The 15,508-nt window shown below is 60.9% G+C and carries 14 protein-coding genes; 11 read left to right on the forward strand and 3 right to left on the reverse strand.

Annotated elements, in window-relative coordinates; translation table 11 throughout:
• Positions 1–32: 32 nt before the first annotated feature.
• The gene (locus LG376_RS06245) at positions 33–1,190 is read left to right on the forward strand and encodes a cystathionine gamma-synthase (RefSeq protein WP_225746526.1); all 1,158 of its coding nucleotides are present in this window, start codon (positions 33–35) and stop codon (positions 1,188–1,190) included.
• Between the two features lie 35 nt (positions 1,191–1,225).
• Here the strand turns inward: LG376_RS06245 and LG376_RS06250 are convergent, their stop codons facing one another.
• The gene (locus LG376_RS06250) at positions 1,226–3,094 is read right to left on the reverse strand and encodes an FAD/NAD(P)-binding protein (RefSeq protein ID WP_225746527.1); all 1,869 of its coding nucleotides are present in this window, start codon (positions 3,092–3,094) and stop codon (positions 1,226–1,228) included.
• A 202-nt stretch (positions 3,095–3,296) separates the two neighbouring features.
• On the opposite strand from LG376_RS06250, the gene LG376_RS06255 reads away from it, so the two are divergent.
• The 8 genes from LG376_RS06255 to LG376_RS06290 all read left to right on the forward strand — a co-directional run bounded on the left by LG376_RS06255 (position 3,297) and on the right by LG376_RS06290 (position 11,270).
• Positions 3,297–4,952 (forward strand): TIGR04028 family ABC transporter substrate-binding protein, encoded by a 1,656-nt coding sequence (locus tag LG376_RS06255; RefSeq protein ID WP_225746528.1) that lies wholly within the window; start codon positions 3,297–3,299, stop codon positions 4,950–4,952.
• A gap of 3 nt (positions 4,953–4,955) precedes the next feature.
• A complete protein-coding gene (locus tag LG376_RS06260) occupies positions 4,956–5,969 on the forward strand; it encodes an ABC transporter permease (protein ID WP_225746529.1) in 1,014 nt (337 codons plus the stop codon).
• Positions 5,966–6,778: an ABC transporter permease gene (locus LG376_RS06265; RefSeq protein ID WP_225746530.1), complete on the forward strand. Its 813-nt coding sequence runs from the start codon at positions 5,966–5,968 to the stop codon at positions 6,776–6,778. Before LG376_RS06260 ends, LG376_RS06265 begins: the two co-directional genes overlap by 4 nt.
• On the forward strand, positions 6,778–8,400 hold the full coding sequence (locus LG376_RS06270) for an ABC transporter ATP-binding protein (RefSeq protein ID WP_225746531.1): 1,623 nt from the start codon (positions 6,778–6,780) through the stop codon (positions 8,398–8,400). Before LG376_RS06265 ends, LG376_RS06270 begins: the two co-directional genes overlap by 1 nt.
• A gap of 29 nt (positions 8,401–8,429) precedes the next feature.
• Positions 8,430–9,644 (forward strand): alkylhydroperoxidase domain protein, encoded by a 1,215-nt coding sequence (locus tag LG376_RS06275; RefSeq protein WP_225746532.1) that lies wholly within the window; start codon positions 8,430–8,432, stop codon positions 9,642–9,644.
• Between the two features lie 65 nt (positions 9,645–9,709).
• Entirely contained in the window at positions 9,710–10,426 is a 717-nt protein-coding gene (locus tag LG376_RS06280; RefSeq protein ID WP_225746533.1) for an SDR family oxidoreductase, read from the forward strand.
• 75 nt (positions 10,427–10,501) lie between these two features.
• Positions 10,502–11,137: a GntR family transcriptional regulator gene (locus LG376_RS06285; protein WP_225746534.1), complete on the forward strand. Its 636-nt coding sequence runs from the start codon at positions 10,502–10,504 to the stop codon at positions 11,135–11,137.
• Positions 11,118–11,270: a hypothetical protein gene (locus LG376_RS06290; protein WP_225746535.1), complete on the forward strand. Its 153-nt coding sequence runs from the start codon at positions 11,118–11,120 to the stop codon at positions 11,268–11,270. The genes LG376_RS06285 and LG376_RS06290 overlap by 20 nt, the downstream gene beginning before the upstream one ends.
• On the opposite strand, the gene pepN is transcribed toward LG376_RS06290, so the two are convergent.
• The gene (gene pepN / locus LG376_RS06295) at positions 11,267–13,783 is read right to left on the reverse strand and encodes an aminopeptidase N (RefSeq protein ID WP_225746536.1); all 2,517 of its coding nucleotides are present in this window, start codon (positions 13,781–13,783) and stop codon (positions 11,267–11,269) included. The two genes, LG376_RS06290 and pepN, sit on opposite strands and share 4 nt — an antisense overlap.
• 98 nt (positions 13,784–13,881) lie before the next feature.
• Between pepN and LG376_RS06300 the strand changes: the two genes are divergently transcribed.
• On the forward strand, positions 13,882–14,505 hold the full coding sequence (locus LG376_RS06300) for a disulfide bond formation protein DsbA (RefSeq protein WP_225746537.1): 624 nt from the start codon (positions 13,882–13,884) through the stop codon (positions 14,503–14,505).
• Here the strand turns inward: LG376_RS06300 and LG376_RS06305 are convergent.
• On the reverse strand, positions 14,502–14,906 hold the full coding sequence (locus LG376_RS06305; protein ID WP_225746538.1) for an MFS transporter: 405 nt from the start codon (positions 14,904–14,906) through the stop codon (positions 14,502–14,504). The two genes, LG376_RS06300 and LG376_RS06305, sit on opposite strands and share 4 nt — an antisense overlap.
• 116 nt (positions 14,907–15,022) lie before the next feature.
• Here LG376_RS06305 and LG376_RS06310 point away from each other — a divergent pair, with 116 nt between their 5' ends.
• Positions 15,023–15,496, forward strand: coding sequence for a ribose-5-phosphate isomerase (locus LG376_RS06310; RefSeq protein ID WP_005327249.1), 474 nt, complete (start codon positions 15,023–15,025; stop codon positions 15,494–15,496).
• Positions 15,497–15,508 lie beyond the last annotated feature (12 nt).

Consider the following 15,508-nt stretch of genomic DNA (forward strand, 5'->3'; position numbering starts at 1 on the left):
GAAATGAACAGCTTGGTCTAGACTGTGGTGCTATGACTGAACGCAGCACGCAGAACCTCGCTCAAGGCTTTACGTCCCGTTCCATCCATGGCGGCTATCACCCGGATCCGCACATGGGCTCTATCAACGTGCCCATTTATGCCTCAACCACGTTTGCACAAGACGGCTTGGCGCAGCTGCGCGGTGGATTCGAATACGGCCGCGTGGCCAATCCAACCGTGCGCTCGCTGGAGCGCACACTAGCGGCACTGGAGGGTGCGGAGTATGCGCGCGTGTTTTCTTCCGGCATGGCCGCTGCCGATACCTTGATCCGCATCCTGGTGCGCCCAGGGGATCACGTCATTTTGGGCAATGACGCCTACGGTGGTTCCTACCGCCTGCTCAATGATTTCACCGAGTGGGGCGTGGAGATGTCCATCGTGAACACCAGCGATACCGCAGCGGTTGCCGCCGCGGTCCAAGAGAATACCAAGCTCATCTGGCTGGAAACGCCCACTAATCCGGCGCTAAATATCACCGATATTGCCGCGGTGGCCAAGATTAAGGGGAATGCGCAGGTGCTGGTGGACAATACTTTTGCCACGCCCTACCTGCAGAACCCCCTAGAACTCGGCGCCGACCACGTGCTGCACTCGACCACCAAGTACCTGGGCGGGCATTCCGATGTACTAGGTGGCGCGGTAGTTACTAATGACGCCCACGTGGACGAGCGCCTGCTCTACTTCCAGGGCAATGTGGGCGCGGTGAGCTCGCCTTTCGACGCCTACTTAACCGCCCGTGGCATCAAGACGCTGTCGGTGCGTATGGAACGCCATTGCGCGAATGCGCAGCGAGTAGCGGAATTCTTGCAGGCGCGACCCGAGGTCAAGCAGGTGCTCTACCCAGGGCTCAAGGAGCACCCGGGGCATGAGCTGGCAGCACGGCAGATGCGTGGCTTCGGCGGCATGATGTCCGTGCGCTTCCACAGTGCGGAGCATGCCAAGCAGATCTGCCTCAATACGCGGCTTATCTGCCTGGCAGAATCGCTGGGCGGAGTGGAATCGCTCATCGAGCATCCGAAGAATATGACGCACGTATCCGCGGAAGGGTCCGAGCTGGTGCCGCCGGAGGATCTGGTGCGCATCTCCATCGGTATCGAGGACATCGATGACCTGCTCGCGGACTTGGAGCAGGCCCTCGACGCGCTATAGGCCGCGGCACTGGGCCCATAGCGCAAGTGCGGTGGCTAGGAGCGCACCACGGCAAGGAGGGAACCGGCGGCCTTGTCGGTTTCCTGCAGCATGAGCGGGTCCGTGCCCGGCATGGGGGAAATGGTGGTGTCCGGCCACTGGGAATAGGTGGGGATGCCCACGATATGCAGGCGTGCATCCAACTCGCCGTCCGGGTGAATGGTGCGGCGTGTGGCCCCATCCGTTTCCGGCGAACCGGTGGGCTGGCCGTGATCGGGGAAGGGGCGCACGCGGGCGGAGTCCACCAGGCAGCGCGTCATGGCATCGCTGGCGGTGCGGATATCGGGGCGGTGCATAAAGGCGTCGACAAGCGTGGGCGCCGAAGCCGAGCGCGGGCCGGAGGTCAAGGTGAAGTGATCGGCCTCGATGGACACGGTGGGGTGATCGCCTAAGAAGTGGGCCAGGCCGGCGTCGACAAGCGCGAGCAACTGGCGCACGCGGAAGAGTGGTGGGCCGGAGCCGATCATCTGGCCAAAGGACATGACCTGGCCGTAGCGGCCGGTGCGGGACTCGCGGGTGTAGCGGCCCTCTGCGCCGAGGATGGAGGCCGGCTTGCGCGATTGCGAAAGCGACCACAGCGCGGCCTTGATGGGGGAGTCATGGCCGGCGGCGGCCTCCCGGATATCGCCTTCCATGGACTGGGCAATGTGCTCGGTGAGTTCAGCGATGTCCCCGGTAAACCCGGCAATCTGGTACATGAGATCGTTCATGTCCCATGGCTCGGTGACCATGGGCGCAATGGCCGCGCCCAGCTCATCGGGGGCGGTGGCATCGATGGCCTCGAGAATCTCTGCGCGCGGGCGCAGGAGGGAATCCGGGCGCACGCGCTCCAAGGTGGTGATATAGGCCTCGTAGCTATCGCGCGCGATGGCAGGCCAGACCTGGGCGTCAAAGTCGATGTCCTGGGTGCCACTGAGCTCCGCAATGACATTTTTCAGGCGGCGGCGCGGCATGGTAGGCGGCAGCTCGCCGTACTCGGACTTGGGGTGGTAGGGGTAGCCGCGGCCGGAGGAAATAATGAAGTTGGGCTCCTGGCCGCAAGGCTCATAGCGCAGGCCGGAGCGCGCGGAAGGGTCCTCCACGAATGTGCCGCCGCGCTCGATGGTGGTCAGCGCCATGATGTCATAAAAGCCCATGCCCAGACCGCGCACCAGCACGTCCTCGCCGCCCGGAATGGCGGCGTAGTCCTGCTCTACCGGGTTATTAGGGGCGATCCAGTTCAAGCCGGAAGCGGCCAACTGCTTTTCTTGCTCGTTGTATTCCGGAATCATCCAGCCATAGGCCAGCACCGTGGCATCGGCGCGCACCTCGGAGCCATCGGCCAGGTGGAGGACGTCTTGGTGACCGTCCTCGGCAATGGTCTCCAACCGGCTGAAGTGATTAACAGTGGAAATGCTCTTAGGCAGGCGTGCAATGACCACGTCATAGACCCAGCGCAGGTATTCGCCATACAGTGCGCGCGAAGGGTTGGATTCGGGGCGGGTAGCCGCGAGCTCTTCGCGGTAGTCCTGGGCAATATGTGCGGCCGGTGGATGCTGCTCAAAAAGCTCGCGCTTGGCTGCGGAGATATTCTCGCCATCGCCGCGCAACAGCTGAATCCACTCGTATTGAATGGGCCCCTCGAGCACAGGGGCATCAACGGTGGAGCCGGGCTCGGTAAAGAGGGTGACCGCCCCGGCGCGAGTATTCATGCACAGGGTCTTGGTTTGATCCGTTTCCCAGATGCGGCCGGCGCCATGTTGGGCGTCATCGATGAGGTGGACGGTAATGGGGTCGCTGGAATCGTCCATGCGGGCAGAAAGGCGTTCCAAGATGGAAATGCCGCGCGGGCCCATGCCGACGATCGCGATAGCTGGAGTAGACATACCTCCTATCGTGCCACATTCAGGCCCTTTCAGGATCATCGGACCTGGCGGTAAGAATAAAATAGACTAGGTAGTATACCGAGGTCCTGTTGTGTCGCCGTTTTGGCAGGTAATACGGTAGACCGCCCAGTCTTGTATTTTGAGGTATGGGTGTGGTCTAATGGGCGAGTACTACTTAAGACTTAAAGGAACTCGAGCTTTTATGAAGCAACTTTCTCGGCTCCTGCGGCCCGTGGCCGCGGTCCTGGCCAGCGGCGCGCTAGCTCTCTCGCTTACCTCGTGCGCCTCTACTTCCCACGCCGCGGAAGATGGCATGGTCACCTATGTCGAGCCCAATATGTTCAACAACCTCTATCCGCCCTCCGGCGGTTATTACCCCAATGGGGGTGTGCTCAATAACATCACGGACCGCCTGCTCTGGCAGGACCCGGATACCCTCGAGCTGCACCCGTGGATTGCGGAGGAGATGCCCAAGGCAAACAAGGACAACACCGAATTCACCTTCAAGATTCGCAAGGGCGTGACCTACTCTGATGGCTCCCGCCTGGATGCTGCGAACGTGAAGATGAACTATGACCTTTATGCCCTAGGCGACGAAGATCGCATGCTCACTCCATCGGAGCAGCTGCCCAACTATGAAAAGTCCGAGGTTATCGATGACTACACGGTGAAGTTCTACTTCAGCGAGCCTTCCCCAGGCTTCCCGCAGTCCACCTCCGTGATGAACCAGGGCCTGCTTTCTAATGACACCCTGGATTTGGATGACACCGGCTTCGCGCCGGGCAACGCCACCGCGATTTCCGGTTCTGGTCCCTTCGTCATTGAAGAAGAAGAGCTGGGCACCAAGCTGGTGCTCAAGAAGCGCGAGGATTATGACTGGGCGCCCCCGGCCCGCAAGGACCACCAAGGCCCGGCCGATATTGAGGGCATCAATATCGTGCTCGCGGCCGAAGACTCCGTGCGCGTGGGCTCGCTTGTAGCCGGCCAGTCCGATGTCGCGCGCCAGATCGAAGCCCCCGATGAGAAGCACCTGAAGGATCAAAACCTGCAGATTTTCGCCGCGCCCACTCGTGGCGTGAACAATAGCTTCCACTTCCACTTCCGCCATCCACTCTTGGAAGACAAGCGAGTGCGCCAGGCCATCATCCACGCCATTGACCGCGATAATATCCTGGACACCCTCTTTTCTGATTCCTACCCCAAGGGCACATCGATCCTGGCCAAGACGGCTATTGGCTATAAGGATCAGTCCGCGAACTATGCCTTCGATCCGGAAGAATCTAAGCGCCTGCTCGATGAGGCCGGTTGGCGCCCAGGTGAAGATGGTATTCGCGAAAAGGACGGCAAGCGCCTGTCCGTGACCTTCAATGAAGCCGTCCCACAGCCGCGCTCTAAAGAGATGTTCACCAAGGCCCAGGAGATGCTCAAGAACGTCGGCATCGAGGCCAACCTCAACCCGGGTGACCGCTCTGCGCAGCAAAAGGCCATGAAGGACCAAGACACCGTGCAGGTACGCCACACCATGACCGGCCGTGCCAATGTGGACACCTTGGCCACGTGGCTGGATGGCACCGGGCGCAATTCTTTCCTCAACTATGACGAGAAGACCGATAGCTTTGGCGATGAGAAGCTGCAGAAACTGGTGGAGGACTACTTCAACCTCAGCAGTGAAAAGGATCGCCTCGCCATGACCGGCCGCATGCAGGACTATCTGTCCGAACAGGCCTATATCCTGCCCATGTTTGAAGAGCCGCAGGTCTATGGTTTCCAGCCCTATATCGAGGGCTTTAGCACCGAGGCCATTGGCCGCCCGTCGTTCTATGCGGTAGACATCAACCCCACAGAAGGGGAGGACTAAACCATGAGCCTGAAAACTATTGCCCTGCGCATCGGCCAAGCCGTGCTCGTCATCTGGGCAACCTTCACCCTTTCTTTCATCCTCCTAGCAGCACTGCCTGGTGACGCCGTCGCGACCCGCTATGACAACCCCAACTTGGGGCTCAACGCCGAGCAGCTGGCCACCATCCGCGAGGTTTATGGTGCCGATGAGCCGATCTTAAGCCGCTACTTCAGCGCGCTCGGCGGATTCCTCACCGGTGATTTCGGCTTTTCCGTCGCCACCGGTACCGCCGTATCGGAGATGCTGGCGGATGCCCTTCCTTCCACGCTGGCGCTGGCGGTCTTCGCCTTCCTTGTAGGCGTGGTCCTAGCCTTCGTGGTGGCTATTGTCTCCACCTTCGGCCCCTTTTCTTGGCTGCGCAGTTTCTTCCGCAGCCTGCCTTCCGTGATGGTTTCCCTGCCCACCTTCTGGATCGGCATCATCTTGATCCAGATATTCTCCTTTGGCTTGGGCTGGGTGCCGGTCATTGGCGCGAGCGACGCCCAAAGCCTCATCCTGCCGGTAATCACCCTGGCCATCTTCGTGGCCGCACCGCTGGCGCAGGTGCTGCTGCGCTCCATCGATGAGGTCATGGATATGTCCTTCGTGCAGGTTGTACGTGCCAAGGGTGCTAGCGGTGCCTGGTTGTTGTGGCGCAACGTCTTGCGCAACGCGCTGCTGCCGGCACTGACCATGGCCGGCCTTACCTTTGGTGAGCTCGTCGGCGGCTCCGTGGTGACGGAAGCGGTCTTCGCCCGCCACGGCATCGGTGCGCTGACCGTGGATGCGGTGGCCAACCGTGATACCTCAGTGCTGCTGGCCATCGTGGTGCTTGCCGCCGCCGTCTTTGTCCTTATCAATCTGATTGTGGACCTGCTCTACCCAGTGCTTGACGTGCGCCTGCGCGAGCGCGAGCACGAGACTACATCTAGCTCCGCCACCGCTGCCACCACCGCCGATACCACCGCAACGAACGAGAAGAAGGTCCAAGCATGAAGCTTAAATCCACACAGCTGAAGCTCACCCCGGGCACCATCATCTCGCTGATTGTGCTGGGCCTGGCGGTGCTCTGCGCGCTGTTCCCCCAACTGTTTACCTCCCAGGACCCTAATCAGGGCGGGGACACCACGGCGCTGCTGCAACCCAGCTTCCAACACTGGTTCGGCACCGATGCCGTCGGCCGTGATCTCTACACCCGCGTGGTCTACGGCGCGCGCCAATCCCTACTCGGCGCGCTCCTGGCCGTACTCTTCGGCCTCATCGTCGGCACCATCTTGGGCGTCATCGCCGGAGTGCGCCGCGGCTGGGTCGATGCCGTGATCATGCGCATTGTGGATGTGCTGCTGTCCATCCCTGGACTCTTGCTCTCCCTGTCCGTCATCATCGTGCTCGGACACGGCATCTTCAATGCTGCCATCGCGGTAGGTATCACCTCCGTGGCCACCTTTGCACGCCTTGCACGCTCCCAGGTGCTTAGCGTTGCCGGCTCCGATTTCGTCGAGGCCGCCTACGGCTCCGGCGGTTCTTCCTTCCAGGTGCTCGTGCGCCATATTCTTCCCAATTCACTCACCGCGGTCTTCGCTGTAGCAGCGCTGCAATTTGGCCTGGCCATTTTGCAGCTAGCCACCCTAGGCTTCCTGGGCTATGGCGCACCGCCCCCAACCCCGGAATGGGGCTTGCTCATCTCTGAATCGCGCGATTACATCGCCACGGCCGGCTGGTTGACCATCGCCCCGGGCCTTGTCATCGTCGCGGTGGTCCTCGCGGCCAACCACCTCAGCCAGACACTGCGAAAGGCGGCCTAATGTCCCTGCTTAGCATTAGTGATCTATCCATTACCTACCGCACCGCCCATGGTGAGGTAGAAGCGGTAAGTGGCATTGAGTTTGAGGTAAACCCTGGCGAAATGACCGCCATCGTTGGCGAGTCCGGTTCCGGCAAGTCCACCTCCGCCATGGCCGCCATCGGCCTGCTGCCAGATAATGCGTCGATCGTTTCTGGCACCATTACTTTCGACGGCCGCGACGTTACCCAGTATTCCCAAAAGCAATGGCGGGAACTGCGCGGTCGCCGTATTGGACTTATTCCGCAGGATCCCAATAACTCGCTTAACCCGCTCAAGACCATCGGTGCCTCGGTGGAGGAGGGTATGACCATCCACGGACAGGGCGATAAAGCCTCCCGGAAAAAGCGTGCACTGGAGCTTTTGGAACGCGTGGGCATTGATGATCCGCAGCGCCGCTATCACCAGTACCCGCATGAGCTATCCGGCGGCATGAAGCAACGCGTGCTCATTGCCGCGGCCGTGGCATTGGAGCCGGAGCTTATCATCGCCGATGAGCCTACCTCCGCGCTCGATGTCACCGTGCAGAAGATCATCCTGGACCTCCTGGATGAGATGCGCGAAGAGCTCACCATGGGCATCCTTTTCATTACCCATGATCTGGCCGTAGCGGGCGACCGCGCCAATAACATCGTGGTGATGGAAAAGGGCACCGTCCGCGAGTCGGGCGTTGCTGCCCGCGTCCTCACCGACCCCCAGCATGCCTATTCTAAGCGCCTGCTTGCCGACGCCCCCTCGCTCACCGCCCCCACTTCCTCCCAGGCCGCATCTCCTGTGCGGGCCGCCGCGCCCGCGCACCGCGAAACCTTGCTCGAGGTGGAAGGGCTGAGCCAACGCTTCGGGGATTACACCGCGGTGGAGGGCATCAACTTTTCCGTGGCCCGCGGCACTACCCATGCATTGGTGGGGGAGTCTGGCTCCGGTAAGACAACCACCGGCCGCGCCATTTCCTTGTTGAGCACGCCCACCTCCGGCAGCATTCGCTTGGGCGGGGAAGACATTAGCTCCGCCCGTGGCAAGCACCGTCGTGAGCTGCGCCGTTCGATCCAGATGGTCTACCAAAATCCTTTTGGCTCGCTGGATCCGCGCTTGAGCATTGGCGATACCATCGCCGAACCGGTGCGCAATTTCACCGGCGCTTCTAAGCGTGATGCGCGTGCCAAGGCACGCGAATTTCTTGATTTGGTGGCCTTGGATTCTTCCATGGCTTCCCGCCGTCCCCGTGAGCTCTCCGGTGGCCAACGCCAGCGCGTGGCCATCGCCCGCGCCATGATCATTGAGCCCGATCTCGTGGTGCTTGATGAGGCCGTGTCCGCGCTCGACGTCACCGTGCAGGCGCAGATACTGCGCTTGCTCGACGAGCTGCAGCGCGAGCTGGAGCTTACCTATATCTTCATCTCCCACGATCTGGCGGTAGTCAACCAAATTTCCGATACCGTCTCCGTGCTCTCCCACGGCACGCAAGTGGAATCTGGACCTACCGCGCAGGTCTTTGCGCACCCAGAAACCGAGTACACGCGCCAGCTCATTGACGCCATCCCTGGCTCCCGCTATCGTGCCGGAGACTTAAACTTGGGGCTATAACCGCGCCCCAGAAAGGTTGGACTGAGAATATGACCGACATTATTAATGAACTCTCCCATGCCAGCGCCGAGGTGCAACAGCTGCGCCGTGCGCGCCACGATGCGCAGGACAATGCGCAACTGAGCTTTAGCGCTTTGCTCGAGCCTGCAGAACCAGGCGAGTTCTCCTATACGGAGCGCTATGCCGTAGCGGCTTTTACCGCTGCCACCTACCGGGCGAGCGAGGCGACGGATTTCTACTTCGACCTGCTGGGCGATGAGGCCGACGAGGATCTTGTTGCCGCCGTGCGCGCCGCGAGCCAGCGCGGTGTGTCTACCGGCCCGTACCACCAGGGTGATTTCCTTATCTTCGGCGATACCGCCGCGGAAGCCGCGCTCGGCACGCGCCTAGCTGCAGCCTTCGATTGGGCGCACCTTCTGGCTTTCCACCCCAAGGATGCCTCCCCGCAGGCGATCGGACACCTCGATGCCGCAGGATGGTCTGCTACGGATATCGTCAGCCTGTCCCAGCTGGTGGCATTTTTGGCCTTCCAGCTGCGCGTGGTCCACGGCCTGCGCGTGCTTTCTGGTGAGGATCCCGCATCCCACCCCGCAGCCGAGCGCGCCGCCGGCGTGGCCGATCCGGGTTGGGAGGTAACCGCGACTACATTGCAGCCCAATACCGTGCTGCCGGACCACTTTGTCAATCACTCCCTGGGCTGGAAGCCCTGGGTAGAGGCGCTGGCGAAGGAGGATTTCACCGCGGTGCATACCGATGCCCTCATCAAGCCAGAGCGTATCGATTCCGAGTACTTCCGCTTGCTCGCCCGCGACCCTGCGGCCTTGAAGGCGCGCACGCTGACTGACCTGGACATTTTCTATAACACCGAAGGTGGGCTCTCCCGTGCGGACCGCGAGCTCGCCGCTACTGTGGCATCGCGCTACAACGGCTGCGAGTACTGTGCCTCCGTGCACCAGGCGCGGTGCGTCCAGGAAGGCGGCGACCGTGAAATCGTAGACCGCCTCTTGGACGAGGGCATCGACGCCGACCTTGGCTCAAAGGAATGGGACCTTATCCGTCGCGCCGCCGTGGCGCTGACGGAAACCCCCTTCGCCTTTGATGCGGCACTATGCGCTGAACTACGTGGGGCGGGATTCGATGAGCAGTCCATCTTGGACCTCATCTACGCTTCCTCCTTCTTCAACTGGGCTAATCGTTTGATGCTCACCTTGGGCCAGCCGGACGTGCCTAAGCGCTTCCGTTAATCGGCTACCGGCGGCGACTGGTCCGGTGCGGCGCTGAAAGCAAAGGATCCCTATGATGGGGCGGCATGACTGATACAAAGAACGCCACCGCACCAGCACGCTCGGAGAGCGAAGCCCCGCAGAAGGTCGCCGTCGTCACCGGCGCTACCGGCGGCATGGGCCGCGAAATCATCGCTGACCTGGCCGGTGATTACCACGTGTACGCACTGGGACGGGGCGCGGCAGATCTGCCCGAAGCGGACTCCATTACTCCGGTGGCCATCGACCTCGTCGCCGGCCTCGATGAAGGCATGAAGCTGCCGGAGCTAGACCGCGTGGACGTGCTCGTCCACGCTGCAGCACGGGCTACCAAGTACTCCGTGGAGGAGGCCACGCCGGAAAATTGGCGCGCGCACATGGACCTCAACGTGCACGCCCCTGCAGAGCTGACCCGCGCCTTGCTGCCGCAGCTGCGCAAAGCGGAAGGCACCGTGGTCTTTATTAACTCTGGCGCTGGACGCCACAGCTACGGCGATAACGTCATCTACGCGGCGACCAAGCACGCGTTGTATGCACTCGCCGATGGACTGCGCATCTCTGAGCCGGGAATCCGCGTATCCACCGTGGCTCCAGGGCCTACCGATACCCCGATGCTTAAGGGGTTGCAGGATTATGATCCCTCCCAGGTTATTGCCCCGGCTGAGGTGGCTCGTGCCATTCGTACCGTGGTAGAGGCAGGCCCCACCACTCAGCTGACGGAAATCCAGGTCAGGCCGCGAATCGAGTTACATCTGCGCAAGTAGGAACGCAAGTAGTGGTAATGGACATCACACATTAATGGGTTTGGTTTCCAGGGGTGTCCATTACACTCGGGGGCTGTGAATTCCCAAAGCCGAAAGCGGCCCGCCTATCTCCGTATCTCGGATGCCCTACGCGATAAGATCGAACGCAATGAATTAGAACCCGGTCAGCGTTTTCCTACCGAACGCGAATTGGTCCGGGAATTTCATGTTGCGCGCATGACCGTGCGCCATGCTTTAGACATATTGGAGGTAGAAGGCCTCATTGACCGCCGCCGCGGGCGCAGTGGTGGCACCTACGTGCGCACGGTTCCCCCTACACTGAGCCTGACCAACAAGGACAATATCGTCACCCAGCTGCGCGAGCGCGGGCACGACACCGCCGTACGCGTGGTCTCCGTTAACAAAGCCCACGTGCCCAAGCATGTGGCAGCGGTACTGGGTGTTAGCGATTCCACCTTTGCGTGGGATATCAAGCGCCTCTATACCGTCGATGGCAAGCCCGTCATCCTTTCGCGCTACACCATCCCGGTAGATATGGCTCCCGATCTCAATCAGCACGATCTGCGCGAGCCCATCATGGAAATCCTGGCTGGCTACAACCTCAAGCCCGTCTTTAAGCGCGAGAGCATGCGCGCCGCTACCGCTCGCACCGAAGAGCAGAAACTATTGCACGCACCCGCTGCTTCGGTTCGTGCGACTGTTAAAGACTAAATCGGGCGCGGTCTTTGCCTATATTGAAGAGTCGCTGCGCTCTGATATCGCCAACGTCGAGGTGGTCCTGGGTGAGGATCCCGCGCCGCAACCCCTACCGGGCCAGGGCAACGGCGCGGGAAAGCCGGCTTAGCTAGCGTCGACCTGGCGGTTGCGCAGCGCGCGGGCCACGCGGTCACGCTGCTCGGTGACGGTACGGCGCAAACCACCCGGCAGCGCCTTCTTCAAGAAGGCATCGGCGCGCTCTAGGCCCTTGTGCGTGATATCCCAGGAAGGGAAGAGACCCGTCACGGTGGTCAGTGCCACCTCGGAGGATTGGGAAGTCCATACCTTTTCTGCGATATCGAAGAACTCCGCGGTGGGCAGGAATTCATCGCTATGCGGGTAGAGCAGGCCTTCCAGCTTGGAGGTGAGCTCGCGGTTGGTGAGATTTCCCGCCACGATTTCTTCCCATACCGCGCGCTTGTTCTCGGCGGTTGCCACGGCTGCGCGGGCACGCAGGGAAGAGTAGTAGCCGGTGGCGGAGTTATCGCGCTCGAGTTGCGCATCCGCGGCAGCAGGGACGTCCTCTACCGCGCCATCGGCGGCAAGTGCCGCCAGTGCGGACCAGCGCAGCCCCGCATCCGCGGAGGACTCGAGCACGCCGCGCAGATAGTCGCGCGCACTATCGTGCAGGCGAATCTTCGCCAGTGCCTGGGTGCAGATGATGGAGCGCTGGGCATCGGGGCTGTGGGCGCCGTCGAGGAGGGCGTCGGCAAGCAGGGTGCTCTGAGCCGCCCACTGTGGATCGGCATAGTTCTTCAGCGCGCTAGAGGCCTGCAGGACAATGCGTTCGAGGACGGCGAGCTCCGTCTCCGCCTGCATGCCGCGGGCAACCAGTTGGATGAAATCGCGGGCGCGCATAGTACCGGCGCGGGTCATCTCCCACGCGGTAGACCAGCACAGGGTACGGGCCATGGGATCGGCGAACTTATCAATATTGTCCAGCAGGAATTGCAGGGAACCCGCGTCCAGCTCGATGAGGCAATAGGTCAGGTCATCGTCGTTGGGTAGGAGGAAGTCAATGTCTGCCAACTGGCGGCCGATGAGCTCTGGAATCTCGGTGGTAGCGCCATCGATATCCATCTCGATGCGATCGGTGCGCACCACCTTGCCGTCCTGCAGGTTATACAGGCCTACCGCCACGCGGTGGGTGCGCAGGGTATCGCCGGCCTGGGTGAGGTAAGCATGGGTAATCGTGCCAGACTCATCCGCATTGAGCGCCACGCTGAGCGTATTGATGCCGGAGGTCTTGAGCCACTGTTGCGCCCAGAAGGAAAGGTCGCGGCCGGAGGCCTCTTCTAGGTGGCGCAGCAGATCATCAAAGGTGGCATTGCCCCATGCATGGGCGGCGAAGTGGCGGCGCACACCGGCGAGGAAGTTGTCGCGGCCGACATAAGCCTGCAGCTGCTTGAGCACCGAAGCGCCCTTGGCATAGGTGATGCCATCGAAGTTTTGCTCCACCGTTTCGATATCGCTGGCGTCGGTGGAAATCGGGTGGGTGGTCGGCAGCTGATCCTGCTGATAGGCCCAGGATTTTTCCACATTGGCAAAGGTCACCCACGCGGTATCGTATTCGGTTTCCTCCGCCTGGGAGATGGCGGCGGACCAGGTGGCGAAGGACTCATTGAGCCACAAATCGTCCCACCACTGCATGGTGACCAAGTCACCGAACCACATATGGGCCAACTCGTGTAGGACGGTATCGGCGCGGCGCTCGTACTTGTAGTGCGTGGCCTGGGAAGTAAAGACGTACTCATCGCGGATGGTAACGCAGCCGGCATTCTCCATCGCGCCGGCGTTGAACTCCGGCACGAAGATCTGGTCATACTTGCCAAAGGGGTAGGGGAAACCGAAGTTGCGGTGGTAGAAATCAAAGCCCTGCTTGGTCTCGGTAAATAGGCGCTCGGCATCCAGTGCGTGGGCGAGCGAAGCGCGGCAGTAGATGCCGAGTGGCACCTCGAGTTTTTGGGCCGGCTTGCCCTCTGGGTGCGCGGTTAGCTCGCCGTGCCAGGTATCGGTGACCTCGTGGTACGGGCCGGCGCACAGGGCTACCAGGTAGGTGGACAACGGATAGTCAATAGCCGTGCTGGCTACATCGCCTTCCCAGCTCACGGGGCCATTGCTAATGATGGTCCACTCTTCGGGCGCCTTGAAATGCAGCGCGTAGGTGGCCTTCATATCCGGCTGGTCAAAGCAGGCGAAGACTCGCTTGGCATCGGCGGTTTCAAACTGGGTATAAAGGTAGACTTTGTTATCGGCAGGGTCTACAAAGTGGTGCAGGCCCTCACCGGTGCGGGAGTACGGGATCGTGGCGGTGACTTCCAGTGTGTAATCGGCTACCTGGAGGCCAGACAGGGGAATGCCGTAGGTGGGGTTATAGGAATCAGTGGGCAGGGGATTGCCGTTGAGGCGTACCTCCTGGATTTCCTCGGCGCGCAGATCGATAAAGGTCGAGCCGATCTCTCGCGAGGTAAAGCTCACCTTCGTGGTGGACAGGAAGTGGGTGTCTGAATACTTGAGGTCTAAAGTGACATCGTAGTGGTCCACCTCGATCATTCGGGAGCGCTGGGCAGCTTCCTCGCGAGTCAGGTTTATAGAGGTCATAGCCTATATTCTCCTTCTAAGCTGAAAAATAGTTCTGCATCCACAGTAGTCGTGCACCTAGGCTGGTGGGGCAAACTTTTTCAATCAAAGGAGTATTCATGGCTGATGCAGTAAAGTTCTGGTTCGACGTATCCTGCCCCTTCGCTTGGGCTACCTCGCGCTGGATTAAGGAAGTGGAAAAGGTACGCGACATCGAGGTCGAGTTCGAGCCGATGTCCCTCTCCGTGCTCAATGACGGCCGCGATCTTGACTCCACCTACATGGACATGATGAAGGCTAACTGGGGTCCAGCCCGCGTCTTTGCCAAGGTCAAGGCCGAACGCCCTGAGAAGGTAGACGAGCTCTACACTGCGATGGGCACCCTGGTTCACGCCAAGGGCAATGGCGGGCGCACCGGCTTTGGCGCTTATGATGACATCATCGCTCAGGCCCTAGCGGAGGTGGACCTCCCAGCAGAGTTCGCCGAGGTAGCCAATACCGAGGATTATGACGAAAAGCTGCGCGAGTACCACCACAACGGCATTTCTTCTGTGGGTGATGAGGTAGGCACCCCGGTTATCAAGCTGGGTGATACCGCCTTCTTCGGCCCAGTCATTACCCGTATCCCTACCGGTGAAGAAGCAGGCGAGCTTTTCGACGCCTCCCTGCGCCTTGCCCAGTACCCCTACTTCTTCGAGCTCAAGCGCTCCCGCACCGAGATGCCGCAGGTGGAGGAAAACTAAGCGGTCTTTTTACGTCGGCGCAGCTGAATTGCGGCGCCGACACACAGTGCGATGGTCAGTGGGGTCAAGATGAATGCCGGCAGACCTGCGATATTGATAGAGGGAAGTTCCATGCCGGCCCGAAAGTCGTCCCACGCGACTAGCGCCCAGGATGCCCACGAGGCTCCAGCGAGAAGCGCGATAATGCCGGCCGCAATCGCGCCCCCGTTGGCCCGCGGGTTCCCGCGCACCTTTTGTGCAATCCACCACACACCCAGGCCTAGGTGAGCCAAAGTGGCAAGAATGCTCGTGATAAGCGGGAGGAGGAAGCCTCCGGCGCCGGAAACCTGAACACCAAGCAGGATGATGCAGGCGAGAAGGCTCCCGCCGTAGAGCGCGAGGACCGGTTTGGTTATAGGCATGACTTTCCTCCTTTATAGCGATAGTGGTTGCCCGCGAGCTTATCAAGACAATGTAATACGAAACAGGGTGGGCGCTAAGCCTCCTCAAGGCGCGCCGGGCCGGTAGGATGTGGGCCATGCGCGTATATCTAGGAGCAGACCACGCAGGTTTCGAAACCAAGAACCTGATTGCTGAACACCTCACCAAGCAGGGCCACGAAGTCATTGACTGCGGAGCCCATACCTACGATGCCGAGGATGATTACCCGGCATTTTGCATCGAAGCGGCACAACGCACCGTCAATGACCCAGGCTCCCTGGGCATCGTGCTTGGCGGCTCCGGCAACGGCGAGCAGATTGCCGCCAATAAGGTCAAGGGTGCTCGTTGCGCACTGGCGTGGTCCGCAGAGACCGCCCGCCTTGCCCGCGAACACAACAATGCCCAGCTCATCGGCATCGGTGGTCGTATGCACACCGAGGAGCAGGCACTGGAAATCGTCGATGCTTTCCTGGACCAAGAATGGTCCCGCGCGGAGCGCCACCAGCGTCGCATTGACATCTTGGCGGAATACGAGCGCACCGGCATCGCTCCGGAGCTGCCGGAGGCCTAAGCCACGAGGAAT

This window comes from Corynebacterium sp. Marseille-P4611, from assembly GCF_916618765.1.
Lineage (GTDB): Bacteria > Actinomycetota > Actinomycetes > Mycobacteriales > Mycobacteriaceae > Corynebacterium > Corynebacterium marquesiae.